The following is a 26,541-nucleotide window of genomic DNA, read 5'->3' as shown; positions in this document are numbered from 1 at the left end:
ACACAAAACCCGGAAGCCCCGTTTTTTCAGCAATGCTGAATAGTGGACCTGCAAAATATAATTTCAAATGATTCTTTTCTCCTTGCGCGAAGCGTCCAGCTAACATTCGGTTGAGCTGCGAGCGGGCTTGTCCCGCGAGTCCGCTCAAACCGTTTGTTAGGTGGCGTCAGTCCACATTTTCCGCTTTTTTCTTCCAAATTGCCAGTAAATGATCGTTTTTCTGCGTATGTATATATATGGGAACCTACATTCCCCATCGGGAAGGGATAATCCAGACCATAGTCCGCAATTCTCTAACCCGTTACCAAGCCTACGCCAGTCCATCGCAAACTATCCTTGACCGCCTAGAGCATTTTACTGATTGTGCGGACTGGTCCAAAGGTGTTGCACGAATTCGCTGCGAGGATTGTGGCCATTCGTACTTCAGACCTTTTTCGTGCAAGGTTTTCCACCTTTGTCCCTCGTGCGACCAAAAACGAACCTTACTCTATGCTGAATACCTATCCGAGGATTTGCTTCTTGATCTACCGCATCGACAATTTGTTTTTACGATTCCCAAGATTCTCAGACCATACTTTAAATCCGATAAACGATTGTTTGGAGAGGTGTCCAAGCTAATATTCTCGCTATTGTCTGAATTTTTCTCCCTTGCTGCAGGGCGACCACTGCTATGTGCATCTGTCGTCAGCTACCAGTCCTTTGGGGAATTCGCTCGATTCCACCCGCACTGGCATGTTTTAGTACTGGAAGGTGGGTTTACCAAGTACGACCGCTTTATATATTTGCCAATCGGAGCCGACGAAGGGATGCTCAAGGTCTGGCAAGCAGCAATTTTGGCTTTGTTTCTACGAAAGGAACTGATAAATCAGGCTCGTGTGAACATGCTAAAAGACTGGAAACATTCTGGGTTTAGTATTGAGAGCGAAACCAGACTATTCAGCAAAGCTGATCGTGAAGCCCTCGGGCAGTATGTCGTTCGCGGCGCTACCTGTGCAGAAAAAATCCAGTATGATCCAGTTTCTGACACTGTAATTTGGACAGCCAGCCTAAAGGGCTTCTACAAAGGAAAGTCAGAAACCTTCAAAGGTTTTGAGTTTGTTGACCAGCTGGTAGCCCATTTACCGCCGAGGCGGGTTCAATTAGTCCGTCGTTATGGAGTATATGCTGGAAAAGTCCGTAAGCAGTGGCAACAGCGACCCAATATTTACCAATTGGCACCAGAGGGTTGGCAAAAAGACCACCCAAGCCAGTCCCAAATTGTTCAAGCAAAACCGCCAGAGAATGAGGAAGCGGTACAAGTCCCTGATGCATGGTCTAAACTACGCAAACAAAGTTGGGCAAGGTTGTTACAAAAAGTCTACGAAGTTGACCCGTTTGTTTGCCCAAGATGCCACGGGTCAATGTCGGTTGTGGCAATAATCGAGGATCCCAAGGAGCTTACCAAGATTATTGAATGGGTAAGTCAGCAAGAACGAGATCAGCCAGTGACTGTCTGTGCTCGTTCTCCCCCGCATCTGGAATTGGTTTCGGTATAATACCCAAACGAAGTTTATGCAGAACAGGATAACACCTCAAAAACGGAGTTCATACGGCTTCACGGGGGAGTTATATCTTTGAGCTTTGTCACATTGGCGTGAATCAGGGCTTGACGGCAGAAATAGACTGGAATTATACTTCGCAGTGTCGGCGTTGCCGAAAATTTTTGATTGGTTCAGTTGTTCGGGCTGGAAAATAGTTGTAGTTCGGGGGAAAAAACCGAATTTTGACTCAAAACCGCAAAAATCCCGAAATGATAGTTCCTACCAGTTATTATCTGCTATATTTGTCAAACACTCGATAATATGAGTGTTTGACTATCCCAAACTGATTATCACATGCTCTATAAAGCGCGGTGCTTCGGATTATGCTGGAGCTACGAGTTATTAAGATCGCCGGAAACAAAAAAGGCTGCCAAAACATGGCAGCCGGGACGATGAGGCAATCAGAACGCTCAGAGAGAAGTTCTGGTTCTCTCATACTCCTCTTGCGTGATTTCACCTTTGGCGAATCTCAAACGCAACTCTGTCATGGCGCTGTCGTTAGTCATTTTATCAGACCCGCGGCCCTTGAAAAGAACGACCAACGCGATAACCACGATTGCGATGAAAATCGCCATGACAATGAAGCCTCCGATTCCATGCAAACCCATAAAGCCGGAACAAATATTACCGAACATCTTCTATCCTTTTCTCGTTACGAGAATGATCTTCGTGTTCACCATGTGATTGATGATCTCTGTGCATCATCAGCATCATGCCAACCATCATCAAGGGGCAGAGAAAAAAAGCATACCGCTGAATGAATCCGCCGATGCTGCCGTTCAGGCCGCCAATAAAAGGAACGAGCGCCAGAAGCAAAATCGGCAACCCACAGCAAAGTACCGTCATCAAAACATGATTGATTCCCGATGATTTCTTCTCAACATGCTTTCCATCGTCATGATTTCCATGATCGTGATTTCCACCGCAGCAGTTCATATTCATCTCCTTTAGGCCGTTTGGCCTTCCGTTGTTCGATATAAATCTACTACAGCAGTGTGAACCTCATATGAATTGAACGTAGGGAGTTGGTGAATCAGCGAAAAGAAAAAACAGACTCGAAGTCACGATGGCAGGATTGAAAAACCCTTATTAACTCGGGATCAAATTGCGTTCCCGACCCATCCAGGATTATTTTTACGCTTTCGTCATGGGAAAGTCCGGTCTTATAGTAGCGTTCCGATCTGAGTGCGTCATAGACGTCGGCGATAGCCATGATTCGCGCTGACAAGGGAATCGAGCCGCCTGACAATGAGTCCGGGTATCCTTTTCCGTCCCAGCGCTCATGGTGGTGCCGAGTCAATTCGATTGCAAGGTCAAGATTCGATTGAAACAACAATCTGTTTCGTGCCATCTTGAGTATTTCTGATCCCATCGCACTGTGCCGTTTCATTTCTTCAAATTCAAGCTCTGTTAATTTTCCGGGTTTTCGCAAGATAGCATCCGCGACCCCGACCTTTCCAATATCGTGCAATGGAGCTACGCTGGCGAGGGTCAGTATGTATTCTTTTGTTATGTATGGTTTGAATTGTTTCGTTTTGCGAAGATTTTCCGCCAAAATAGCCACATATTTGCTGCACCTCTCCAGATGCCCTCCGGTTTCCTGGTCACGCAGGCTCGATAGGCTGGACATTGCGAAAATGATGCTGTCCTGGCTTTGTTCAACCCGCTGTGTCGCTTTTCGGAGTTGACGGTACGACCGGAAATAAAACATGAAAAGAAGCGCGTAAATAGTCAAACCCGTGATGAAAATATAGAGAATGATTTTTCTCTCGGCGACTTTCAGATCAACGGATAAATCCGTGTCTGATTCATGGAAAGCGATAACACCGCTGACAACGCCATGGGTATCCATGACCGGCAAGAAGATGGCGATCTCGGAATTATGAGGTTCCTTATCAGAGATTTTCAAATACTGGAAATCAGATTCGCCCGACAACGCCCGTCTGAATCCACTCCTTGTCGCTGACGAAAGCAAAAACTCACCATCTCCAAAAAGGAGCGTTCCTTTACTGTTCCAGATCGCGATATGGCGAGCATGTACCAATTGCCCACTTGCTTCCAGCCTCGATATGAGCTCGGTAAAATCTTTTTGCGATCCCTGCTCGATTAGTTTATTAACGTCGAAAGACAGCGTTCGGGAATAGAAATCGCCATGCATGCGAATAATGTGACCGCGAACAAAATTCGTCAGAATCGAGCCAAGAATCATCGAGGTAACGATTATCACGAAAAGCATGAAGACAGAATACTGTAAAAGAATATTTACCCTGCCAATAAAGCGTCTTCGCATTCCTGTCATGATATTTTGAACCCGCTGGTAACATTCGAGACCTCAAGAATATTCTCATGGTTTTCTCTCGTCAGCTCTGCGGCAGCCAACACCGAATTATTTATTTCCGAGGCACCAATGGAAATTTCTTCCATTCCTCGCTTGAACTCCTCGCTGGCGGAAACCAATGAGTCCATTTCGCTCACTACTTTAGCAGAAGCGGTCCGCATTTCTTCCGACGCTGAATCAACTTCAGCGGTTGCGCCTTTGATATCAGCGAGAGATTCCAATGTCGAGGTAGATCCTTCTTTCTGCTCCACCATCGCTCTCTGAAGCTCTTCTTGCAATGTATAGAGAATAGTGATTCGTTCTCGAACATCATTAAAGGTCACTTCGGCCTTTTCCGATGCCGATACGACACTCGTGATAGAATCCTGTATGGCCTTCAAATTGTTCTCGATGCCTTTTGACTGTTCCGCTGAACTTTCGGCGAGGCTCCTGATTTCATCAGCAACGACGGCAAATCCTTTTCCGAAGTCACCCGCATGCGCGGCTTCTATTGCTGCATTCATTGCCAATAGATTAGTTTTCGACGCAATGGAAGCGATTACCTCGTTTGCTTCGCTCAAAGACGCGGACTGAACCGCAATTTGTTGGGCGATCTGGTTTACATCGGTAATGACAGAGGTGCCGCTTTCCGATGCCTGCACAAGACTGGCATATTGCTTTCCCGCGTCAACGGCATTCGTGGCCATCATCCCGATATTGGCAATCATCTGCTCGACTGCGGCGGATGATTGCGAAACGCACAATGCTTGCCGTTTGACGAGTTCCTTCAGACGCTCGATTTTTCCCAGGATAAGCGTCGTCGCTTCCGACGACGCAATAACACTCTGCGTTTGCCGCGTGGCTCCTTGCTGCATTTCCTGTACGTTTGAAGTAATTTCCGTAATGGCCGATGAAACTGACGACATGTTTTGGTCGAGCGCCTCACCGGTTCTTGCGAGCCGCTCTGTCGCGGTTATGACGCTCCCTATCATCGACGCCAGTGATGAGCAAAAAACATTAAAATGAGAAGCGAGCATTCCTATTTCGTCGGTTCGATCGACCGTTATTTTTTTCGTGAGATCGCCACCTCCCGAAGATATGTCTTTGAGCGCGACCATGGTAAAATTGAGCGGCCGCATCATTTGAGTGATGACGAACATAATAATCGCTATCACGATTCCAAGCGAGGCAAGTCCAATCACTATCGTCAATGATATAAGTCGATATACCTTTGCCATGATTTCGCTGTACGGGACGACAATGAGATAGCTCCACGGAAATTCCGTGATGCCGGTATTGACGGGGGCGAAATATTTAAATGCCTTGACGCCATGCTCATCGCCTTTTGCTATAAGGGAAAAAGGAGCTCCATCCGCTATCGTCTTTTTGACTTGATCCCCGGTGTCATCCTCCAGTTCCTGCGCAATCTCTCCGATGGGAACCTTTTTCGTTCCCATGACGACCCGTGCATCGTTTGTCAAAAGCTCACCATATCCATTCACAAACACCTTGGTCTTTCCCATCCGTTCGTGCAGGAATGAAAGGCTGAAATCCGCGCCTACCACGCCCAGTATTTTCCCGTTTTGATCGGTTATGGGCACGATGATGCTACTGGCAAGTTGCTTCATTTCCGTGTCACCAGACATACCTTCCATATCATTTGTAGCTTTTTCGATGGCATAGGGTTCGGCAATAATGGGTTTTCCCGATTCCAAAACATATTTTGCGTCTTTCGGAAGTTCTTCCGACATATCCGTCTTTTTAATGATGGAACCTTTCATATTATGCCAACTGAAGCTGGTTGATTCGGTACGGGAAAGGCTTCCGGAAAGAAAAAAGGCCCAGGTATTTATGATCCGTGGTTCGTAAATTAAAGTGGTTTTCAGCATTTCATCAATGAGCGACATGGAGGAGGAAGCTGGAAACATATCATACATCGCGAGAATTCGCGATAACTCGGTTACCGATGACTGGACGAACGTTAATTCAGTGGACGCAACGGCCGCTTGCGTCAGGGCTAATCCTTTTGCTTCACTGTACGCGGCCTCTTCTGACGACGATTTTATCATAGAAGCGATTATGGATATCGTGACCGCGTACGAAATCAAGACGATTCCGGCAACGAGAAGCGCAATTTTTACACCTAATTTCTTTCCTCTCATAAATGCTCCTTGAAACTGGGTTGGGTGATCCCTTGTCATTTCCTACTACTACAGTATAATTTCATTGAAAATTGTACTGCGGATTATTTTATACGACAATACGAATAAGTGTATAAATACGAATCCACGCATAAAAAGCGCATGCCATTCATCGGGCATTCATATACTTAGTATAGGCTAAAATCACGGAGGAAATATGAAAAAGACCGTTCTCGTAGCCGATGATGAGACCAAAATCGTCGATCTTATTGCAAATTATCTCAAGGCAGACGGTTTTACCGTAATCAGCGCACTGAACGGAAAGGACGCGCTTGAGGACATCATTACGAAAAAGCCGGATTGCGTGCTGCTCGATATCAACATGCCGGAACTCGACGGTCTTTCGGTCGCGAAGGAAGTCAGGAAAACATCCGACGTTCCAATCATTTTCCTTACCGCCCGAACCGACGAGATCGATCGCATAGTCGGGTTCGAAATCGGCGCAGACGATTATGTCTCGAAGCCGTTCAGTCCCCGGGAATTGGTCGCGCGGGTTAAAGCAGTGCTGAGACGACGCGAAGGCAAAACGGAATCGGCGATAAAGACTGTCGTCTACGGCGCCATATCGGTCGACCTCGAGAAACGAATCTGCTCCGTCGCCGGAAAGCCAATCGAAATGACCACGGCGCAATTGGATATACTTGTATTCATGATGCGCTCTCCCGGTAGGGTCTGGAACCGACTAGAACTCTTGCAGGCATCGTCGGGCGCGACCTTTGAGGGTTACGAGCGCACGATCGATGCGCACATCAAGAATATCCGGAAAGCGCTGGACGATAACAGCGACAATCCCCGGTTCATCGAAACCGTGCGCGGGGCTGGATACCGATTCATGGAAAAAACCGAATGAAACTCAAATTTCGCTTAACCTTGTCTTTCCTTGCGGTTGCGGCCTTGGGCGCTCTCTTGTCTTTTTATCTCGTGCGGAATTCGAGCGAGACTTTATTCCGCTCGTTTGTCTTCTCGGGCGATTCCGCGAAGGCGAAAGTATACGCCAGGCTGCTTGGGGAATATTATCAGGCTGAAGGCACATGGACCGAGGCGCAGCTATTCCTCGAGGATTTCCCCCGACTTTTTTCCGACATAGCCAATACGAAAATGCATGGTTCACGCGATCAGGGCGGAATCCTCGCGTATACGTCGACGCCGTTCATGGATCTCCTATCCGACAGGATCGTTATTGTCGACGCGCGCGGCGTTATAGTCGCCGACACGGCGAAACAATTGATCGGCACGGTACATCCCTGGACGCATATCTCGCATGGTATCCCGATTGTCGTCGATACGAAAAGCGAAGGAACCGTGCTCGTCGGATCAATGATCGATTCCTCTTTGACCGGCGTCTCCGAGCGGTTTCTTTCAGATATTACCCGCTCGCTCGCGTTCTCTACGAGTATCGCCGCATTTCTCGCGCTACTGCTCGGAATTCTTTTTGCCGCCCGGATCACGAAACCGCTTGCAAACCTCGCGCAGGCCACGCGGATCGTCATGAACGGAAAGGTATATATCCCCCTTGCGGAAAATGGCGATAGCGAGATAGCGGAGCTCTCCCGTTCATTCAACGAAATGACCGCCGAAATCAGGCGACTCGATGCGGCAAAAAAGCAGGTTATTGCCGATTCCGCGCATGAACTACGGACCCCTGTCACGCTCATTCGCGGAATGATAGAGGGTATGATTGATGGCGTGTACCCGCTCGATGTCTCGACTCTGAAATCCGTTCATGAAGAAACGATCAGGCTTTCGCGTCTCATCGATACCTTGCGGGAGCTTGAAGTCATCGAGTCGGGCGAATTGAAGCTCGAAAGGGACACCGTCAATCTTCACGAGATGACGTCGAAAGCCATGACGCTATTCGCACCGAGCGCGGCGCAAAAATCAATCTCTCTCGTTCTGAAGAAGTGCGACACGAGAGCGTACGAAGTTTGGGGCGATCAATTCCGGCTGGACGAGGTTCTCTATAATATTATTTCGAACGCCATGAAATATACGCCAGCGGGCGGAACCATACGCATTGAGGAATTGAATGAAGACGATAAAAACGTCGGTTTCAGCGTGGGAGATTCCGGTCCAGGTATCGCCGTCAGCGAGCGGTCCCGCGTATTCGAGCGTTTTTACCGGATCGATAAATCGCGATCGACGGAATCAGGAGGGCGAGGGTTAGGGCTCGCGATAGCGTCCGAGATCGTCAAAGCGCATGGAGGATCAATAGAAATTGACGCCTCCGATTTAGGAGGCGCCCTTTTTACCGTGTCGCTTCCGCGACTATGAATGACCAGCGGCTTATTTCTTCCATCGTGCGAAGTAGGGGGTTACGCTTTCAAGATATGACTTTGAAATTCCTATGGTATCACCAAGGTCTGTCTTGTCGGAACTCAGGATCGGAACAGGATTGCAGCCGCCCTTGATCTTCTCGATTTGATCGGCCTTGAATCTGTTTCCGCAATTCTGGCACACGAACACGTCGCCCTCCTGCTTGTAAAAACCTCGACCCGAGTTATAGCAGACCTGACAGGTATTAAGGGCTGTTCGGATCGTTCCGTCAGATGCCCTGATCGCAATAAGCTCCATCTTTGTGCCGTTAGCGGTATACGGAATGAACGCGGCCACATTCGTAACCTTTTTCTTGTCGATTACGACACCCCAATCGGCTGCTTTCTTCGTGCTTGTTTCCGCAAACGCAGTTTGCACCGAAAACGCCAGCGCAAAAGCGCTGAACAACACGCCGATACATCGTGCATTATTCTTGTTTGACATATATGACTCCTGTCACTATGTTTATCACACGACTATGAACGCACCGTGAACGCTTCATGCTTTTTACGTGTAGCAGGGAAATGCCGCAAGAAACTGGTGCTCGAACGCACACAATGAGCGTATGGCGTTCACAATGGATTCACACAGGGGCCGTATACTCTGAGACATATGAAGCGCGGAATGCGCTGGAGGTCATGCGATGAAGAGTAAACGCATAATGCTGCATGTCGATGGAATGACGTGCGGAGCCTGCGAGTCACGGATCACAAAGACGCTACGTGCGTTATCCGGTGTCCTTTCCGCCGAGGCTCGCGTTCAGAGCGGACAGGTAATCGTCGAGTATGACGAGGATCAAATCGATTTATCGAGAATTGAAAACGCCATCGAGAATATAGGATATCCGATTCGCCGGAAAAACAAGGCAGCAACGGCTATTGCCCTAGGAATCGGGCTTTTGCTCGTTGCCGCGTATTTGATTGCGAGCGTAAGCGGCGTTTTTTCCACGATACCGCAAATAACCGCAAATGTCGGATACGCGATGCTTTTCGTCATCGGATTGCTCACGTCCATCCACTGCGTCGCAATGTGCGGCGGAATCGCGCTCTCGCAGAGCGTCGGAATGCAAGGTCCGGAAGCGGCGGCCAATTCCGTATCGATGGGCGAGCGTTTTCGCCGATTGCGCCCCGGTCTCTTCTATAATCTCGGGCGCATCGTGTCATACACTTCCATAGGCGCTGTCGTTGGCGCTTTGGGAGCCACATTTAATTTTTCATCCGCGTCAAAGGGAATTATCGCGGCTCTCGCGGGCGCATTTATGATACTCCTCGGCCTGAAAATGCTCGGGGTTGTCCGCGGATTCCCCCAAATCGGGAAAGTCGTACCTGCCCCGCTTCGCAAGGCGGCGGGCGCGATCTCGCGCCGCCTGCGGCGAGGCGGACCGTTTGCCGTCGGAATACTGAATGGCCTCATGCCGTGCGGGCCGCTCCAGACTATGCAGCTCTATGCGCTAGGAACGGGCAGCGTTCTCGCCGGCGCGATTTCGATGTTTGTTTTCTCGCTGGGCACGGTTCCCCTGATGCTCCTCTTCGGCCTGACCGCGACGCTTCTGCCTCGAAAGTTCGTGCCGATTATGGTAAAGGCGAGCGCCGTCCTCGTCATGTTCCTTGGCGCCGTAACCTTCGCCCGGGCCGCAACGCTGGCGGGAATTTCATTGCCGGCCATCACGGTTTCCTCGCCCGCTGTCCTTGAACCGACGGGTAATGTCGCGAGGGCAAGGCTTATCAAGGCGGATGTATCCGATGGGAAACAGACGGTGCTTACCGAGTTCAGGAACGGTCAGTACGTCCCGTTTGCCGCTCAATCCGGCTTGCCGCTTACCTGGACGATTCGGATTTCAGCCGAGGACCTTAATGGATGCAATAATGAAATCGTGATTCCGGCGTACGATGTGAGAAAAAAGCTCGTTCCGGGGGATAACGTCATCGAGTTTACGCCGACAAAGGCGGGAAGGGTCGCGTACAGCTGCTGGATGGGCATGATTCGAAGCTCCATCACGGTGACCGACGCGCTCGGCAACGAGCCGTCCGCAACCCTTCCGGAAGAACCCCTGGCGTTGCCGGGGGGAAGCGGCTGCTGCGCGCTGCCGCAGTAAGCTAAACGAAAAAGAAGAAAGGGAGATACATCAAGATGCAAACGACAAAATTACGGATAAACGGAATGACTTGCGCCGCGTGCGCGCAGGCTTCCGAGCGGGCCGTCAAGAAACTGCCCGGCATAGCCGATGCCTCGGTGAATTTCTCGACCGAGAAACTCTCGGTGACCTACGATGAGGGGGCCGTAGACGTGAATGCCATAAAGGCTGCTGTCTCAAAAGCGGGTTACGAGGCAGTCGATGACGTTGTCGACAAACAGGTCGTCATACCGGTCGGCGGCATGACCTGCGCTTCCTGTTCCGCCGCGATAGAGCGTGCGCTCAAGAAAGTTTCGGGAGTGAAAAACGTCAGCGTCAATCTCGCGACCGAAAGGGCTTCAATTACCTATGATCCCGATGCGGTACGGCTATCCGAGATTAAGCAGGCGATCACGAATGCCGGTTACCGGCCGCTGGCGATCGAATCGGGCGCTTCCGTAGACGCGCACAAGGAAGAGAAGGAGCGCGAAATAAAGACGCTCAAGGCGAAGTTTGCGGTTTCCGCAGCCTTTGCCGTCCCGCTATTCTACGTCGCCATGGGCGCGATGCTCGGCTGGCCGCTTCCCTCCTTCATGAACGCGATGAACTATCCGCTGCGCTACGCATTGATCGAAATCGCCCTCGTGATACCCGTATTGGCCGCCGGCTATCGGTTCTATCTCGTCGGATTCCGGGCTATTATCCACCGCGCGCCGAACATGGATTCGCTCATCGCGATGGGAACCTCTGCCGCGGTGATCTATAGCCTTTACGGAGCGGTCAGTATAGCCAACGGAAACTTCAAAATGGTCGAGAGCCTCTATTTCGAGACAGCCGGCATTATCATAACCCTCATACTGCTGGGGAAGACGCTCGAGGCCATTTCCAAGGGAAAGACGTCGGAATCCATCAAAAAGCTCATGGGGCTTCAGCCTAAAACCGCGACTGTCATTCAGAACGGCGCTGAAATAGAAATTCCGATTGAGGAAGTCGAGGTCGGCGATGCGGTGATGGTTCGCCCCGGGGAAAAGATACCCGTTGACGGCGATATCGTTTCCGGGCGCACCTCGATTGACGAGTCAATGATTACCGGCGAAAGCATGCCCGTTGAAAAAGGACCGGGAGACAGGGTGATAGGCGCCTCGATCAACAAGAACGGCTCAATCACGTTCCGCGTGTCAAAAGTGGGAGCCGATACGGTTCTCTCGCGCATCATCAAGCTGGTGGAGGATGCCCAGGGATCGAAGGCGCCGATTGCCGCGATGGCCGACATCGTCTCAGGCTATTTCGTCCCGATCGTTTTCGTAATCGCGATTGCGTCGGCGGGACTGTGGCTGTTCTTCGGGGCCAGCGTAGTGTTCGCCCTGACCGTGTTCGTCGCGATTCTTACCATTGCGTGTCCCTGCGCGCTCGGACTTGCCACCCCAACCGCCATCATGGTCGGCACCGGTAAGGGGGCTGAGTATGGAGTGCTCATCAAGTCGGGCGAGGCCCTGGAGACCGCGCACACTATAAAAACGATCGTATTCGACAAGACCGGAACGATCACCAAGGGCCAGCCAGAAATGACGGATATCCATACCGAGAACGGTTTTGAGGAGACGGAGATTCTCGCCCTGGCGGCTGCTGCTGAACGCGGCTCCGAGCATCCGCTCGGAGAGTCGATCGTGAAGGCAGCCGATGCGCGGACTGATAAAAGATATCAGGCGGCGGCATTCGAGGCGATTCCCGGTCATGGAATAAAGGCGACGGTGGAAGGAAAGGAAATCCTGCTCGGCAACGTCAAGCATATGGATGTAAACCGGATCACGGTTAATGCCTCCATGGCAGACGCCTACGCCGAGGAGGGCAAGACGCCGATGCATATCGCGATCAACGGTTCTTACGCCGGAATTATCGCCGTTGCCGATGTCGTCAAAGAATCAAGCGCAAGGGCTATCAAGGCACTGCGCGATATGGGCATCGAAACCATCATGATTACCGGCGATTCCCGAAAGACAGCTGAGGCAATCGCAAGGCAGGTCGGCATCGACCGCGTCCTCGCCGAGGTATTGCCGCAGGACAAGGCTGCCGAAGTCGCCAAGATACAGAAAGAGGGAAAGCGGGTCGCGATGGTCGGCGACGGCATCAACGACGCTCCCGCGCTCGCGCAGGCAGACGTCGGCATCGCGATTGGTTCCGGAACAGACGTCGCCATGGAAAGCGCGTCCATCGTCCTCATGAGGAGCGACCTCATGGACGTTCCGACGGCTATCAAGCTTTCGAAGAGCGTCATCCGGAATATCAAGCAGAATCTTTTCTGGGCATTCGCGTACAACGTGCTTGGCATTCCGATAGCGGCTGGTCTTCTCCACATATTCGGTGGACCGCTTCTCAATCCAATTTTTGCCGCGATCGCGATGTCGCTCAGCTCCGTTTCCGTACTGACGAATGCGCTACGGCTTAAGAGATTCAAGCCCGCGTTTGCTGTTGTTCCGGCAAGCGCGCAAAAAAAGGATGAAACAAAACCGGCATCTGCCAAAAAAATGCTGATGATCGAGGGAATGAGCTGCGGTCATTGCACTATGAAAGTTGAGTCTGCCCTCAGTGATGTCCCTGGAGTTGAAAGCGTCGACGTCAATCTTTCGAGACAAAGCGCTTTGGTTCAGGGTTCGAATCTCAATGATGTCGTGCTTACTCATGTGGTGACAACGGCTGGATATCGGGTTTCCCGGATTATTGGCTGATTGCTGTGTTGTATTGTGACGCTAGCCGATCTTCAGGTTTTTTCTATAGAGGAGGTATGATAAAACCGTAGAGCAGGAGCAGGTATATTGGATTATTCTGTTGTGCGCGTGCCGACAGAGGAAGGTTAATAATTTCGTTTTATTTAATGGTCCTTTGAGACCGAAAGGAGTTCAATATGAAAATTGCCAAAGTCATTATGTTGATCGGCTCGGCATTATTTGCCGCCGTCGCTCTCGCCGGTTGTAATTCAACCGATGTTGTCGCCAAGGTCGCGAACACATCCTTCGCAGCCGTCATTGCGGCCTCTGACCAGCGCGTCGCATGGTCTGAGGAGGATTATGCCTGGAGTCTCGCTTCCCCGAACGGCGATCAGGTTCTGTTCTCGTCGGATTTTTCGCGGAACAACGCCTCGGGTGCGGATCTTGACAAACCCGACGCTGAGTTTGTCTTTGACGCCGCGCCGTTTATCGCCGCGGGCCTTGATATCGCCAAGCTGCCCGCCGTTGACGGAATTAAATATGAGATTGAGGACGGCGAGTTCATGATTCATTTCGAACTTGGCTCGGACAAGGCTGCTCCTGACGCGAAGAAGTCTCTCGGCGCCACTTTCGCGGAAATCGTGAAATTCCAGCGGACCCGGGTCGGCTATCATGAAAAGCTCGATCACTATGGAGTTAAACTCGGAAACGGAAACATGTTCGAGTGGGCTAAGGATCTGTCAACAAATGATAAGGATATCGTGTTTGTCCTGAATCCGGAGCCCTTTATTGCCGCCGGCCTTGATCCCTCAAAAATCGAAGGCTGGGTTTTCGCAAAGGTCGAGACCAAAGATGATGCAGGAAAGACCATTCAGGTGGACAAACTCCTGAAACCCTTCAACTTGAAGTAAAGTTCGAAACATCTATACGTGTCACGCTTTTGGTACGACAATCGTCGTCTCGGGGCGTGACAAATTCATTCCAAACCTTTCATGAATGTTTTGCTATTCATCCTTAAATCATATACTTGAGGTATATCCGTTCTACGGAGAAGGAGTTTGTATGAAAAAGGGAATTCTGGTTATATTCCTTTCATTGGGCCTCGGGATAGGCATATTCGCTCAAATGGGAATGGCTGAACCTCGCTCTCTGGACACGATCGTTGGTGATATCGAAAAGCAACAAAATGTAACGACTTTAGACCAAGTCACCGTTGATAAGGTTGATCCGGGCGTATTGGAAGAACTGGGCGATGCCGTGATGGGAGAAATAATCGGCAATAGCGATATGCATGACAGGATGGACAAGATGCTCGGTGGCGATGGTTCGGCGCAGCTCAATGCATTCCATACCGATCTGGGACAGCAATACCTCCTGAAAGGTGGACTCAACGGCGTTACGATGGGCGGTATGTGGGGTATGGGTCGATTTGGCATGATGTGGGGTGCACCCGGATTACAGACTGCGGCAACAAAAAAGACGCTGGAAGGGAAACTCTCGTTTGTGAATGATGAACCCGCTATTAAATCCGGAACCACCGTATATATACTAGATTTTCCGAATTTTTATTACTACGCCTATAATAATGATATTAGAGCCGGTTCGACCCTTAAACTTGAAGGCTATGAGTTTTCATCAACGAACGCCAACGGTCAGCCATACTTCTCGGTGACCAAGGCAACGATTAAGGGAAAAACGTATGAGTTCTCGGGATTCGACCGTGGTATGATGGGCGGTTATCAAGGCGGCATGATGAATGGAAATCGCGGCGGCATGATGGGCGGAGGAAAGAAATAATAGGCTCATCAACCGTAAGATTCTTCCAAATTGAAATAAGGGGATGGATATGTCGATTGCTTGTATCCATCACCCCGAGCATGTCAACCGACCCGGTTCAGATCGGCACGCTGAGCTGTATATGACCGCGAATGGATTATCCAAGAAATCTACCGCTGATTGGTTTGAGGTAAAATGGGCGATGCCGATTTGTGATTGGCTTTAAATCAGTTCGCCATCTATTTTGAGCGATCGGGTTCCATTAAATTAGAAATGCCATTTCACTGCTGTCCAAGATAATTTCATAGACAAAACTCAAATTGCATACAACTGACATCTGGAGCGTGAACAGAAACTGGCGGCGACGACCCGGCAAACCAAAGGTTCAAATCAATACGTTGGAATAATGAAACAGAGATTTCCGAAATAAAATGTGTGAAGCATTTCGTTATACTGCCTGTCGATTTTTTGAGCATTATATACAAAAGGTAAACGATCATAGCAATCCAAATCTGCGTTTTTACCGCATTCTCAGAGGTTCCATAAAAACGTTTTATTTTCAGGTTTTGCTTAATAGTTTTGAAAAAGAGTTCTATGTGCCAACGCTTTCGGTATATTTCAGCAACCTTTTCCGCGCTGCAGCTTATCATGTTCGTAAGTAAAATAATTGCGCTTCCAGTCTCATTATCAACGGTCCGAATACGCCTGAGTTCATTTGGGCATTTGCTTTTTGCAACCTGGCCGGTAAACTGAATGATATGGTTGCTCGATATCTTTGTGGTATGCGTTTTTCTTCGTTTAATTACTTTGTAAGAGGCATTATCTTTAAGTCTGGTAACGAAATAGACACCGTTATCACAAAAATCAGAAAACTGAGCGTAGTTATTGTATCCCTTATCAAAGGTAACAATATCGCCTTTCTTAAGATTCATTTTTCCAAGCGTATTGTTCTCATGCTCTTCTGCATTAGTAATGAACAAATATTCCGGAACTGATTCGCCAACGTCATATTTCACATGGATCTTAACACCGCTTTTTGTCGATCTGAATTTCGCCCATGGGAAATCATTCAGAGAAAATCCGATTGTGGTTGCATCTACGGCATACAGTTTCTTTTCCGTCAACTTACGTGCGCCGCGCTCAAGCGTTGAAAATAATTGATAATACAAGGACTCGAAAAACTCGGAGCCGTGATTTTTATTTGCGTATGAAATCGTTGATCGTTTTATTTCTTTGTTCAGGCCGAGATGGTAAAAAGATTTTTTTTGGCAATTCATTGCATTTTGAATACTACGCAGGCCGTTTTGTCTAGTTATTTGCGCAAAGGCCATGACAACGAATTGATCCCATGTATTGAAATCTTTTCGGAATTTGTCTGATTCCATCGTTTTGCACAGTTTATCAAATTCAGGTCTCTTAACTTGTGATAGAAGCTGTCCAAAAAGTGTGTTATAGTTATTCATACCCGATTTCCTTTTGTGGTAAAGGTTTGTGTGGTAACAAAACTGTATCACGGAAATCGGGTTTTTAAAATAGTTCTATTTATCTTGGACAGCAGTGGAAAATTGTCTAAGATTGAGCATATATTCCTTTGCTTTTTATTAACCGGGTGTAAAATTGTAGCAACCGAGGGTAAAAAATGAAAATCCGATATATAAGTATTAGTAACTTTCGAGGGGTCAATCATTTTGAATGGGGGTTACCAGCTGATTCAGTATTTTGTTTGGTCGGTAAAGGGGATTCATCAAAATCGACAATATTAGAGGCTATACGATACTGTTTGTATCCTAATTGGAATCTTTCTATTTTTGATTCAGACTTCTTCAATAATGATGTAACTAAAGAACTTTGTATTGAATTAACAATTGGTGAAATCATTCCGGAGTTCATTTCAGATTTGAAGTACGGACTTATGCTTCGTGGTTGGAATAAAAAAGAAAAAAAGGTATTCGATGAACCAGATGATTCCCTTGAAATTGTTCTCACCATCAGGCTATCTGTAAGTAATGCCTTGGAACCTAAATGGATTGTAGTTAATTCTCGTAATCCAGATGGTATTGAATTTAAGACGAGTGATCGTATTAAGGCTTGCGTTGGAATTATTGGAGCTTTTTCGGAGAGGCAATTGTCATGGTCATCAGGTTCAGCAATTGCTCGAATAACGGAAGCAGATAATATTGATGAATCTCTCGTTTCGGCTGCACGTGAAGCGAAACAAACCTTTGATATGAATCGATCTGTTCTTACTGGTTTTGACCATGCTGCAAAAAAAGCAGAAGTCGCTGCACGACATTTTGGTGTACATGTATCAGAAACATATAAGGCACAATTAGATATAAGCTCAATTAATCTGAAAGTCGGAGGAATTGCGTTACATGACAAGGACATCCCTTTGCGATTGCTGGGATTGGGTTCTCGCAGACTAGTGCTATGTGGTATTCAACAACAAAATCTCGAAAACGGGCATATAACTCTTATTGATGAAATTGAATATGGGTTAGAACCAAATAGAATATCTCGTCTGATTAAGTGTATCCGAAATGATAAATCAGGGCAGTACTTCATAACAACTCATTCTCCAATTGTACTCCGCGAGTTAACAATTGATGAACTATATATTGTCCACAATTATAATGGCGAAGTTACGATACAATCTGCTAACGATAACCAACTACGCGAACTTGAAATTCAAGGAAAGATTCGAGCAAATGCAGAAGCTTTTCTAAGTAAAAAAGTAATTGTGTGCGAAGGCGCCACGGAAGTTGGTTTTCTGCGAGGCTTTGATGATTATTTGGTAACTAAAGCTTTTGATCCATTTGCTTATTTCGGTGTAGCATTGGTAGATGCTAATGGTGGAGGGAAAGTAAAAAAAACGGCACAAGTGTTCAAACAATTAGGATATGAAGTCGCGGTGTTTGCGGATTCGGATGCTCAAGACCAGTTATCCGATTATGACTGTGCAGAACTAAAAGCTTTATCAATTTCAACTTTTGTTTGGGCTGGGAATGTCTCCATTGAGGAACGTATAATGTTAGACATACCATGGAATTATGTCCTTTCCTGCCTTGATTTTGCTATTAATGGTCTTGGTATACCTGCACGCGAACAGCTTTTATCTGTGTTTCCCGGAACCCTGGACAAGCAGCACTCAGAGTGGCCAGAATCACAGGACTTGCGAAAACTAATTGGGGAAGTGGCAAATAAAAAAAAGTGGTTCAAGAATATTACTAATGCATCGATATTATTTTTAACAATATCAGAATTATTTGATTCTCAGGATTATTCTTCATGCGATTTGTATGACAAAATGAAACAACTCAAAACATGGATTCTAAACGATGAGTGAATTGGCGAAAACGCTTGCAGACTGTCGAACAAATGGATACGTTATCGCGCCTGCTGGCTATGGCAAGACTCACCTAATTGCAATGGCGGTTAAACTAGCAAAAGAACGGCAACTTGTTTTGACGCATACCTATGCAGGAGTATATTCCTTGCGTAATAAAATGGCAATGCTTAACGTTGATCATTCCTTATATGAAATAGATACGATTGCGAGTTGGTCATTACGATTTTGCCTTGCATACCCCAAATCCAGTCAATGGGATATCCTCAATCCTTCGTCTTCAACAGAGTGGAACAAACTTTATGATTCTACTGAATATTTGCTTCGCAAAATATTCATTCAACAGATAATTCAAGAATCTTATAATGGTGTGTATGTTGATGAATATCAGGACTGCTCAAAACAACAGCATTCTGTTTTATTATTTCTCGCAAATCTTCTACCGTGTAGGGTTCTTGGTGATCCATTGCAAGGAATCTTTAGTTTTGCAGACGAATCGGTTGACTGGGAAAGTGATATATACCCAAACTTTCGTTGTTTAGGAAAACTGGATAAACCATGGCGATGGGAGAATGCACATTCGACTGAATTTGCTGAATGGTTAATAACAGCTAGGAAAAATCTTGAAGCTCATAGAAAAATTGATCTCTCTCGGGGATTACCACCGCAAGTTAAAGTGATGCCTATTTCGATGTCATCATATTCAGATCCCCAAAAAAATCGGCTGTTTTATGGAGCGTTACAGAAAACGGGTTCTTATATTGTTATTTATTCTGGTGATCAACGATCAAAGAATTCCGGGCACAATCTTGCTAGATCATTAGGCGGTGTATTCTCGTCAATAGAGGAAGTCGAGTGCAATGAACTAAAGAAAATATTTCAAAAACTTGATACAACTATCTCAAATCAAGCTAAAGTCTTGCAAATTATTGATTTTTCAAAGAAATGCTTTACAGGTATTGATAAGGTTCTTGCGGCCGGAACCATCCGAGGAGAGATCGCCACGATCACAAAAAAAAGTAAATCTCCAGAACTTACACAATATGTAAACAACTTTATAAATTCCTCCTGTAGTACCACACTGCGGGATTTTTTTAAATTACTTAAAAACACACCAGATTGCAAAGTATACCGACGTGATTTATTCAATCGCTTCATGTGTGTTTTAGATCTTATGTCAGCAAAATCAATAAGGACATTCGTAGAAGCTAATGAATCATATCAAGCAATCTTTCGTCGATCTGGGCGTCCTTTAAAATTTCCACGATTAATCGGAACCACACTACTAGTAAAAGGGCTCGAATATGATCATGCAATTTATATCGACACAGGAATTGCAGATGAAAAAAACTTATATGTTGCTCTAACAAGAGCTTCTAAGTCGTTGACTATAATAACAACAAAAACTGCTATACCGTAATTTTCGATCATATCCAAAAAAAACTTATGCTGGTAGCCAGACAAACAGCAAACAATAATTTAGTTTACATTATCAAAATACTGTTTTATCAATTCAAGATGATGCATTATCGCAAGTTTCTTTACTGTTCCCAAGCCTGGATATTCCTGCCCCTCGTATAATTCACGGAAAATGCGAATAGCATAAGTATTACAGGTTTCGAGTTCATCAAACTCGACTAGCTTGAACAAAGCCTCTGCAAACTTTCCAGCGGTGTCGTAAATATCACCATTCGTATCTGAAACGAAGTGATGAACGCGTAAGTTCTTCTCCATGTCAAAATAGACCATGTGAATCGCAACAGCATACGGTGCAAATCCATTCTCGGTATAATCATCGCCAATAATGGAAAAATCCGAGTAACCAGAATATCCATCTTCTCTAAAAGAAAGATGATCGTGAGTAAAGAACTCATCTGTTATCTCAGAATACAAACTATTTTTTACTCGCTTTTTAAAATGATCTCCAAGTGATATTTTGTTTGCGCTGATATTTTTGCGGAAGGTACTCTCATCTGGGATTACGAATGCGGTTATTCGGGGGCTATTCTGAAGTGATTTTAAGAAAGGCAACGTGTCTATATCATTACTAATTAATAGTGTGTCCTTAGTTTCTTTTTCGACAAAAGGCCCAAGCAAGTTGGCAGATTTAGGTTCAACAAGAAACGCCGGAATAATATTCGCATCGTTTGATTGTTTCTCATATTTTTCTTTATACGGCGCTTTTCGACTAATTTCTGATGAAAACGACCCTGCCATTGGATTCTGAATAACTATGACCTCTTTCTTTTTTTCAACAAAGCTTTCTAGTGTAGAAATTAGCGTCGATGAGGCTTTAACGGGTTCGATGATCGGTATGATATTTGTACCGAGTAAATCATGTTCCAACATCTCTCTAAGTGCAATTAACTCATATTGTCGCCCACGGAGATACGGATAATACATAGTCTTCTCCTTTAGAAATAGGAATGAAGGAACCTCTCAATTTTTTCGAAATCGGTTACTTTTAATTTCGAAAAATAAACCAAAGACTTCAATTCGTCAGGTATCATAAAATACTTCTCTTCAGTAATTGTGCTACGTTTCTTTAGCTCACTGAGAAATAAACGATACGCTTTGTTAATGTCTATCTGACAGAAAAGTTGTTTGTAGGCAGTAAAATATTCAAATTGTGAGACATCCGGAAGCGATTTGAATTCTTGCATAATAATATTCGAGTATTCTTGTTTGCGCAGAATCTTGAACATTGTGACGTGGTCAAGTTGAGATTGTTCTTCTACAGATGGCTTCACGGTAACCAGGGTCGAGTCTGATTGAAGAACAACGATGCCTGTATGAGTTCCAGATAATATTGATAAAAGCTTTTCAACGTTTTCTTGGCAAGTCACGACACTGACATGGTCAAAGGCCTTGTAGTAATTGCTGATTTGCGAATCCAGTCGATCAAAATTATCCAATTCTGTTTTGATCTCGTATACATGAGCCAGCCCATTAATTAGAACTAGATCGACTTTAGATCGGCCAACAGGTATTTCAGTCAAAGCGATGGTGTTCCTAAGATTATGATGCGGATCATGCAATAATAGGTTATTCAGTAACGAGTTTTTATAGAAATATTCATTGCGATGGTCTTCATTCAGGACGCGATATATTTCACTGATTATTTGCCTGTTTTTTTTCCCCTGTGGGTCATCGACATATCGACGAACTGCTATAGCGTAAGGATTTTCTTCTTTGCCCGCTAAAATTGCGGATAAAGTGTTTCGGGAAAAAACACGATTTAATACAGATGTGTTGTTATTTCCCATATAAACCCCTCTTAAAGAGCATTATACTACAGATTCGGTCTCAATTATGGAAGATTTTTATGCGTTTTTTATTACAAAATCCTTCATTACAACCTGATTTTCGTCTTAAAACTAGGGTTTGCTTTAGCCATTTTCTTCAAATTTCTTGTAAACACCCCTTTTTCAAGATACAATAGACTAAATCGTAGCAAAATCACCCATGGAGCCCTTTTCATGCCCACTTTGAACTGGATCGGTAAAGATAAAGTCATAAATCACCATCTGGACGTGCCGTTTCGCACGCTTGTGCCTTCATATTCCTTCGGCGACGCGGAAGCCACGAAAGATAATCTTATAATCCACGGGGACAACCTCGAAGCATTGAAAGCCCTTCTTCCACAGTACGAAGGCAAGGTAAAGCTCATCTATATCGATCCTCCCTACAACACCGGCAACGAAGGCTGGGTTTATAATGACAACGTCAACGATCCCAAGATCAAGAAATGGCTCGGCGAAGTCGTCGGTAAAGAAGGTGAAGACCTTTCCCGTCATGACAAGTGGCTTTGCATGATGTACCCGAGACTCAAACTGTTGCAAAAATTGCTTCGAGAAGATGGAGCAATAAGTATAAGTATAGATGACGTGGAACATGCACATTTGAAATTGATCTGTGATGAAATCTTTGGAATCAATAATTTCTTGGCAAATATTGTCTGGCAATCAAAGGATACTCCAGGCAATAATTCCTCCGGTATTGCAGAAACCCATAATCATATTCTTTTATACAGAAAAAGCGAGTTATGTGAACTTACTCTTTTGACACGAGATGAAAAACAACTAAGCACATATATCAATCCGGATAATGACCCAAGAGGGAATTGGCTACCAACCCCATTAACACGAGTTGAGTATCGTGAACGAGACTTCTATACAATAAAAAACAAAGTTGGTGATTCTGTCTATCCGCCGCAAGGAAGTAGTTGGCGGCGACCTCCTGACGAAATGAAACGACTTGAGAATGAAAACAGAATATGGTGGGGTAAAAGTGGAGATGCAAAATTTCCGATGGAAAAGAAGTTTCTATCAGAAGTGAAACAAGGTGTTGTTAACCAAACGTGGTGGCCCTACAACTTTGGTGGTAGTACGCGAAATGCAAGTGCAGAATTAAAGTTACTTTTTGGAGGTAATAAAGCTTTCGAAACACCTAAGCCAATTCAACTCGCAACAAGAATAATTCAATTACTTGATGATCCCGACTCCATCATCCTTGATTCCTTCTCCGGTTCTGGCACTACGGCCCATGCCGTGCTCAAGCTCAATCAGGAAGACGGCGGGCATCGTAAGTTCATCATGATCGAGATGGAAGATTATGCCGAAACTATCACGGCGGAGCGTGTTCGCCGCGTTATCAATGGGTATGGAGCAGAAGGCAAGGAAGTTCCCGGGACCGGTGGTGGGTTCTCGTATCTCACGCTTGGCCCTGCAGTATTCACCGCAGAAGGCGCACTCAATCCTGAAGTAGAAGACGAAGCACTCAGGCAATATATCTGGTATGCCGAAACGAAGTCTGCATTGCCCGCGAAAAAGCTCAAGAATAAATTCCATCTCGGATCTGCTTTTGGCGTTTCGTATTATTTCTACTACATCAAGGGTCAAGAAACCGTTCTTGACTTCGACTTTCTGAAAACCGTCAGGGATAAGGATGAGCAGTATGTCATCTATGCCGACTCATGCACCATAGATTCCGAATATCTGAAATCGCGGAATATTACGTTCAAGAAAATCCCGCGTGACATATCGAGGTATTAAAAAATGGAACTTAAAAAATATCAGAAAACAGTCCTTGCCGATCTTGACGATTTCCTCGTCCACCTGAATAAGTCGCCTTCAATGACGAACGCATTTAATGACTACTGGCGAGACCGACAAATCCGCGTCGGAACGGGAACCCGATCTCTGAAGGCCTTCCGCGAGATCATCAAAGGCGTTCCGTCAGTCTGCCTCAAAGTCCCGACCGCAGGAGGGAAAACCCTTCTGGGCGTTCACGGGATCCATCGATATTTTCAGGCGCGTCCAGCGTCGCCAAAAGTCGTAGTGTGGCTCGTTCCGTCGCTAACCATCCTTGACCAGACAATCAAGAACTTCCGTAATCCCGAACATCCCTACCGGATGAAGCTCGACGCGCTTTTTCAGGGGCGAGTGCAAATCCTTTCAAAGGACGAGGCGCTTTCAGGAACGGGCTTTTCGCCTGAGGCCGTCCGCTCGCTGCTTTCGGTAATCGTGTTGAGTTTCGACTCTTTCCGCGCACAGAACAAAGAAGGTAGAAAGGTATATCAGGAAAACGGAAACCTGAGTACCTTTGCCAATCTGTATACGATCAACAAGGCTATCGCCAACGCCGATCCAACATCTCTCGCTCAAGTTCTGAACACGCTGACGCCAATGATCGTCGTCGACGAGAGCCACAATGCAGGCTCGGCACTGAGCATCGATATGCTGGAAAATCTCAATCCGGGCTTTATCCTCGAACTCACCGCGACCCCGCGCGACACGAGCAATATCATAAGCTACGTTGACGCGCTCGCTCTAAAGAAAGAGCAGATGGTCAAACTCCCCGTCGTCGTCTATAACAATCATGACTCGACGGAAGTCATCGCAAACGCTATCGCCCTGCGCGAAAACCTTCAGCGGCTCGCCGATGAGGAAGAAGCGAGCGGCGGCTCGTATATCAGGCCGATCGTTCTGTTCCAGGCGGAACCAAAATCAAAAGACGATACTCTCACCTTCTCGAAACTCAAGGACAAGCTCGTTGACTTCGGTATTCCGAAGGAATCGATTGCCATCAAAACAGCGGACGTGAACGAGCTCAAGAATATCACACTTGAAGATCGCGCCTGCCCGATCAAGTATATTATTACGGTCAACGCCCTCAAAGAAGGCTGGGACTGTCCCTTCGCCTACATCCTCGCGACGGTCGCAAATCGGACAAGCCCGGTCGATGTCGAGCAGATTCTCGGCCGCATTCTCCGGCAGCCGTATGTCCGCTCGCACAAGAAAGCGATGCTCAACATGTCCTATGTACTCACATCGTCTTCAGCCTTTCTTGATACCCTCGACAACATCGTTTCCGGCCTCAATCATGCCGGTTTTTCCAAGAACGATTACCGTATCAAGGATGGCCAAACCATTGAGCAGACACAGGAAACGCCTCCTCCTGCGAAAGCTACTCGCGAACTGGCAATGGCAGACGTGATCGATTCGATTACTCCACCTACTCCAAATACCGCAGAACAAAACGCCGCACAGGTTGTGGCGGATATAGAGAATATCGCTCTAGAATCCGAAGCCGCGATGAATGAAGTAATAGAACAGTCAAAAGAGAATCCCTCGCTCGCGGTTCCCTTTGATCTACAGGGAGCATATGATATGTACGAAATAAAACCGCAATATCGCGAAAAAGCTGCATCTATCAGTATCCCGCAATTCTTTGAAGACATAGACGCAGGCCTTTTCAACGATGGGGACGAAAGCAGAAAAATCATCACCAAATCGTCCTTTCTCAAGGACTTCAAGCTTTCCCGCCAGGCGGTAAACCTGTCGATGGACGGCACTTCGGCGGAAGCCTATAGCGTCGATCTCGCATCCTACGAACTCGGAGAATCTACGCCTGAGTATACGCGCTTAGCAACAAAGGAACTTGAGGCGTTCGCAAAGTTCCTGAACACGCTTTCCCCCAAGGATCAACAGCGCGAACTTTTTGCAAAAATCTATCCACAATTATCGCGTTTCGATCATGTCTCGGACGCAGAACTCAAAGAATACGTACTCAAGGTATTCTCGGCTCTCAACCCCGATCAGCTCGAAACCGTCAAACAGAATCCATACATCTTCGCATCAAAGCTGAAACTTCAGATCGATCAACTTTCCGCCGCTTACGGGCAAACGCAATTTGACCGCGCGATTTCCGCAAATCGTATTTACGCTTATGAAAGCTGGACGTTCCCAAAGACTATCGGACCGCTTGATACCAAAGCAGGTCTCCCGAAGAGCCTGTATCTCGAAGAGGATAAGCCGAATAATTTCGAACTTCGTGTTATCAATGAAGTCGCAAATCTTGACAACATCCTTTTCTGGCATCGCAACATCGAGCGGAAGGGATTTTGGCTGAATGGATGGATTAATCATTTTCCCGATTTTATCATCGTCACTACTCGGGGGAATATTATTCTCATGGAAACCAAAGGCGATGATCGAGACAACTCAGATTCCGAACAAAAGCTTAAACTAGGCAAAGCATGGCAAGCGGCAGCCGGTCGAAACTATAAATATTTTATGGTTTTTGATCAAAAACTTATAGATGGTGCTCTCAAGATGGATGATTTTATGGGTGTTATTAAAGAGCTGTAGTTTTTTACTGGAAATGAAGTATTGATATACCCCATGGCATTATGCCATGGGGTAACTAAGGCTTCTTGAGATTTCAGGTTCTGGTGTTTATTCTTCGATACTGATTAATGAAAGGGTGTAATTTTTATCAGTAAATATAATTTTGAAACCATACCCTTGGTACTCAAGTTCATCTTTTAAGGTCATCCATGTACCTAAGAACGGATTGGGATCATTGCTATTAGCCTCGCGATGAAAAGTATGATCCTTCTTTCCTGAAGGATTATAGTGTTCTAGTGTGTTATTGCTAATTCTATATCTTTCTCTTGTTGTCATATCTTGAGGTGGGTTTAACTTTTTTAGACCATCACCAGAATCATATGAATCAGCATAAATACTAGTTATTCTATCATCTTGATATGTATAGGTTCCGGTAGCAATGATTTTCTCTTTGATCTTTGATGAACCACAGGAGATTACGAGCATAGACATAAGTACAAGGAGAAATCCTTGAAGAACGGGGTGATTGATCCGTTTATTAATCATCATGTTCATACTC

20 protein-coding genes are annotated in these 26,541 nt (G+C 46.3%); 11 read left to right on the top strand and 9 right to left on the bottom strand.

Features of this window, described 5'->3' with window-relative positions:
* The first annotated feature begins 236 nt into the window (after positions 1-236).
* On the top strand, positions 237-1,535 hold the full coding sequence (locus K7J14_RS10795; RefSeq protein WP_456243438.1) for a transposase zinc-binding domain-containing protein: 1,299 nt from the start codon (positions 237-239) through the stop codon (positions 1,533-1,535).
* A gap of 455 nt (positions 1,536-1,990) precedes the next feature.
* Here K7J14_RS10795 and K7J14_RS10790 read toward each other — a convergent pair whose 3' ends face one another.
* The 4 genes from K7J14_RS10790 to K7J14_RS10775 form a co-directional block, all read right to left on the bottom strand.
* On the bottom strand, positions 1,991-2,215 hold the full coding sequence (locus K7J14_RS10790; protein ID WP_230756070.1) for an SHOCT domain-containing protein: 225 nt from the start codon (positions 2,213-2,215) through the stop codon (positions 1,991-1,993).
* Positions 2,205-2,516 carry a hypothetical protein gene (locus tag K7J14_RS10785; RefSeq protein ID WP_230756068.1) on the bottom strand — a complete coding sequence of 104 codons (312 nt, stop codon included), beginning with the start codon at positions 2,514-2,516 and terminating at the stop codon, positions 2,205-2,207. The genes K7J14_RS10790 and K7J14_RS10785 overlap by 11 nt, the downstream gene beginning before the upstream one ends.
* Before the next feature lie 97 nt (positions 2,517-2,613).
* Positions 2,614-3,816 (bottom strand): HD-GYP domain-containing protein, encoded by a 1,203-nt coding sequence (locus K7J14_RS10780; protein ID WP_230756066.1) that lies wholly within the window; start codon positions 3,814-3,816, stop codon positions 2,614-2,616.
* Between the two features lie 59 nt (positions 3,817-3,875).
* Positions 3,876-6,059 carry a methyl-accepting chemotaxis protein gene (locus tag K7J14_RS10775; protein WP_230756064.1) on the bottom strand — a complete coding sequence of 728 codons (2,184 nt, stop codon included), beginning with the start codon at positions 6,057-6,059 and terminating at the stop codon, positions 3,876-3,878.
* Between the two features lie 196 nt (positions 6,060-6,255).
* Here K7J14_RS10775 and K7J14_RS10770 point away from each other — a divergent pair, with 196 nt between their 5' ends.
* Both K7J14_RS10770 and K7J14_RS10765 read left to right on the top strand, forming a co-directional pair.
* Complete coding sequence (locus K7J14_RS10770; RefSeq protein WP_230756062.1) at positions 6,256-6,948, top strand: response regulator transcription factor; 693 nt, start codon at positions 6,256-6,258, stop codon at positions 6,946-6,948.
* Positions 6,945-8,369: a sensor histidine kinase gene (locus K7J14_RS10765; RefSeq protein ID WP_230756060.1), complete on the top strand. Its 1,425-nt coding sequence runs from the start codon at positions 6,945-6,947 to the stop codon at positions 8,367-8,369. Before K7J14_RS10770 ends, K7J14_RS10765 begins: the two co-directional genes overlap by 4 nt.
* 12 nt (positions 8,370-8,381) lie before the next feature.
* Here the strand turns inward: K7J14_RS10765 and K7J14_RS10760 are convergent, their stop codons facing one another.
* Positions 8,382-8,855 carry a DUF2318 domain-containing protein gene (locus K7J14_RS10760; protein WP_230756058.1) on the bottom strand — a complete coding sequence of 158 codons (474 nt, stop codon included), beginning with the start codon at positions 8,853-8,855 and terminating at the stop codon, positions 8,382-8,384.
* 199 nt (positions 8,856-9,054) lie between these two features.
* On the opposite strand from K7J14_RS10760, the gene K7J14_RS10755 reads away from it, so the two are divergent.
* The 4 genes from K7J14_RS10755 to K7J14_RS10740 all read left to right on the top strand — a co-directional run bounded on the left by K7J14_RS10755 (position 9,055) and on the right by K7J14_RS10740 (position 15,026).
* Complete coding sequence (locus K7J14_RS10755; RefSeq protein ID WP_230756056.1) at positions 9,055-10,506, top strand: urease accessory protein UreH domain-containing protein; 1,452 nt, start codon at positions 9,055-9,057, stop codon at positions 10,504-10,506.
* A gap of 35 nt (positions 10,507-10,541) precedes the next feature.
* On the top strand, positions 10,542-13,250 hold the full coding sequence (locus K7J14_RS10750; protein WP_230756054.1) for a heavy metal translocating P-type ATPase: 2,709 nt from the start codon (positions 10,542-10,544) through the stop codon (positions 13,248-13,250).
* Positions 13,251-13,426: 176 nt separating this feature from the next.
* A complete protein-coding gene (locus tag K7J14_RS10745) occupies positions 13,427-14,140 on the top strand; it encodes a hypothetical protein (RefSeq protein WP_230756052.1) in 714 nt (237 codons plus the stop codon).
* Between the two features lie 151 nt (positions 14,141-14,291).
* Positions 14,292-15,026 (top strand): hypothetical protein, encoded by a 735-nt coding sequence (locus K7J14_RS10740; protein WP_230756051.1) that lies wholly within the window; start codon positions 14,292-14,294, stop codon positions 15,024-15,026.
* Positions 15,027-15,307: 281 nt separating this feature from the next.
* Here K7J14_RS10740 and K7J14_RS10735 read toward each other — a convergent pair whose 3' ends face one another.
* Positions 15,308-16,468, bottom strand: coding sequence for an IS4 family transposase (locus tag K7J14_RS10735; RefSeq protein ID WP_230756049.1), 1,161 nt, complete (start codon positions 16,466-16,468; stop codon positions 15,308-15,310).
* A gap of 176 nt (positions 16,469-16,644) precedes the next feature.
* Between K7J14_RS10735 and K7J14_RS10730 the strand changes: the two genes are divergently transcribed.
* A complete protein-coding gene (locus K7J14_RS10730) occupies positions 16,645-18,351 on the top strand; it encodes an ATP-dependent nuclease (RefSeq protein ID WP_230756047.1) in 1,707 nt (568 codons plus the stop codon).
* The gene (locus tag K7J14_RS10725) at positions 18,344-19,771 is read left to right on the top strand and encodes a UvrD-helicase domain-containing protein (RefSeq protein ID WP_230756045.1); all 1,428 of its coding nucleotides are present in this window, start codon (positions 18,344-18,346) and stop codon (positions 19,769-19,771) included. Before K7J14_RS10730 ends, K7J14_RS10725 begins: the two co-directional genes overlap by 8 nt.
* A 59-nt stretch (positions 19,772-19,830) precedes the next feature.
* On the opposite strand, the gene K7J14_RS10720 is transcribed toward K7J14_RS10725, so the two are convergent.
* Both K7J14_RS10720 and K7J14_RS10715 read right to left on the bottom strand, forming a co-directional pair.
* Complete coding sequence (locus K7J14_RS10720) at positions 19,831-20,754, bottom strand: sce7725 family protein (protein ID WP_230756043.1); 924 nt, start codon at positions 20,752-20,754, stop codon at positions 19,831-19,833.
* An 11-nt stretch (positions 20,755-20,765) separates the two neighbouring features.
* Positions 20,766-21,617, bottom strand: coding sequence for a sce7726 family protein (locus K7J14_RS10715; RefSeq protein WP_230756042.1), 852 nt, complete (start codon positions 21,615-21,617; stop codon positions 20,766-20,768).
* 213 nt (positions 21,618-21,830) lie between these two features.
* Between K7J14_RS10715 and K7J14_RS10710 the strand changes: the two genes are divergently transcribed.
* Together K7J14_RS10710 and K7J14_RS10705 are read left to right on the top strand one after the other, a co-directional pair.
* Positions 21,831-23,405 (top strand): site-specific DNA-methyltransferase, encoded by a 1,575-nt coding sequence (locus K7J14_RS10710; RefSeq protein WP_230756040.1) that lies wholly within the window; start codon positions 21,831-21,833, stop codon positions 23,403-23,405.
* Positions 23,406-23,408: 3 nt separating this feature from the next.
* Positions 23,409-26,003 carry a DEAD/DEAH box helicase gene (locus K7J14_RS10705; protein WP_230756038.1) on the top strand — a complete coding sequence of 865 codons (2,595 nt, stop codon included), beginning with the start codon at positions 23,409-23,411 and terminating at the stop codon, positions 26,001-26,003.
* Positions 26,004-26,090: 87 nt separating this feature from the next.
* Here the strand turns inward: K7J14_RS10705 and K7J14_RS10700 are convergent, their stop codons facing one another.
* Entirely contained in the window at positions 26,091-26,537 is a 447-nt protein-coding gene (locus tag K7J14_RS10700; RefSeq protein WP_230756036.1) for a hypothetical protein, read from the bottom strand.
* Positions 26,538-26,541 lie beyond the last annotated feature (4 nt).

It is taken from the genome of Teretinema zuelzerae (genome assembly GCF_021021555.1).
Taxonomy (GTDB): Bacteria; Spirochaetota; Spirochaetia; order Treponematales; family Treponemataceae; genus Teretinema; species Teretinema zuelzerae.
The sequence above is the reverse complement of the archived record's forward strand: the minus strand, read 5'-3'. Positions and strand labels throughout refer to the sequence as shown.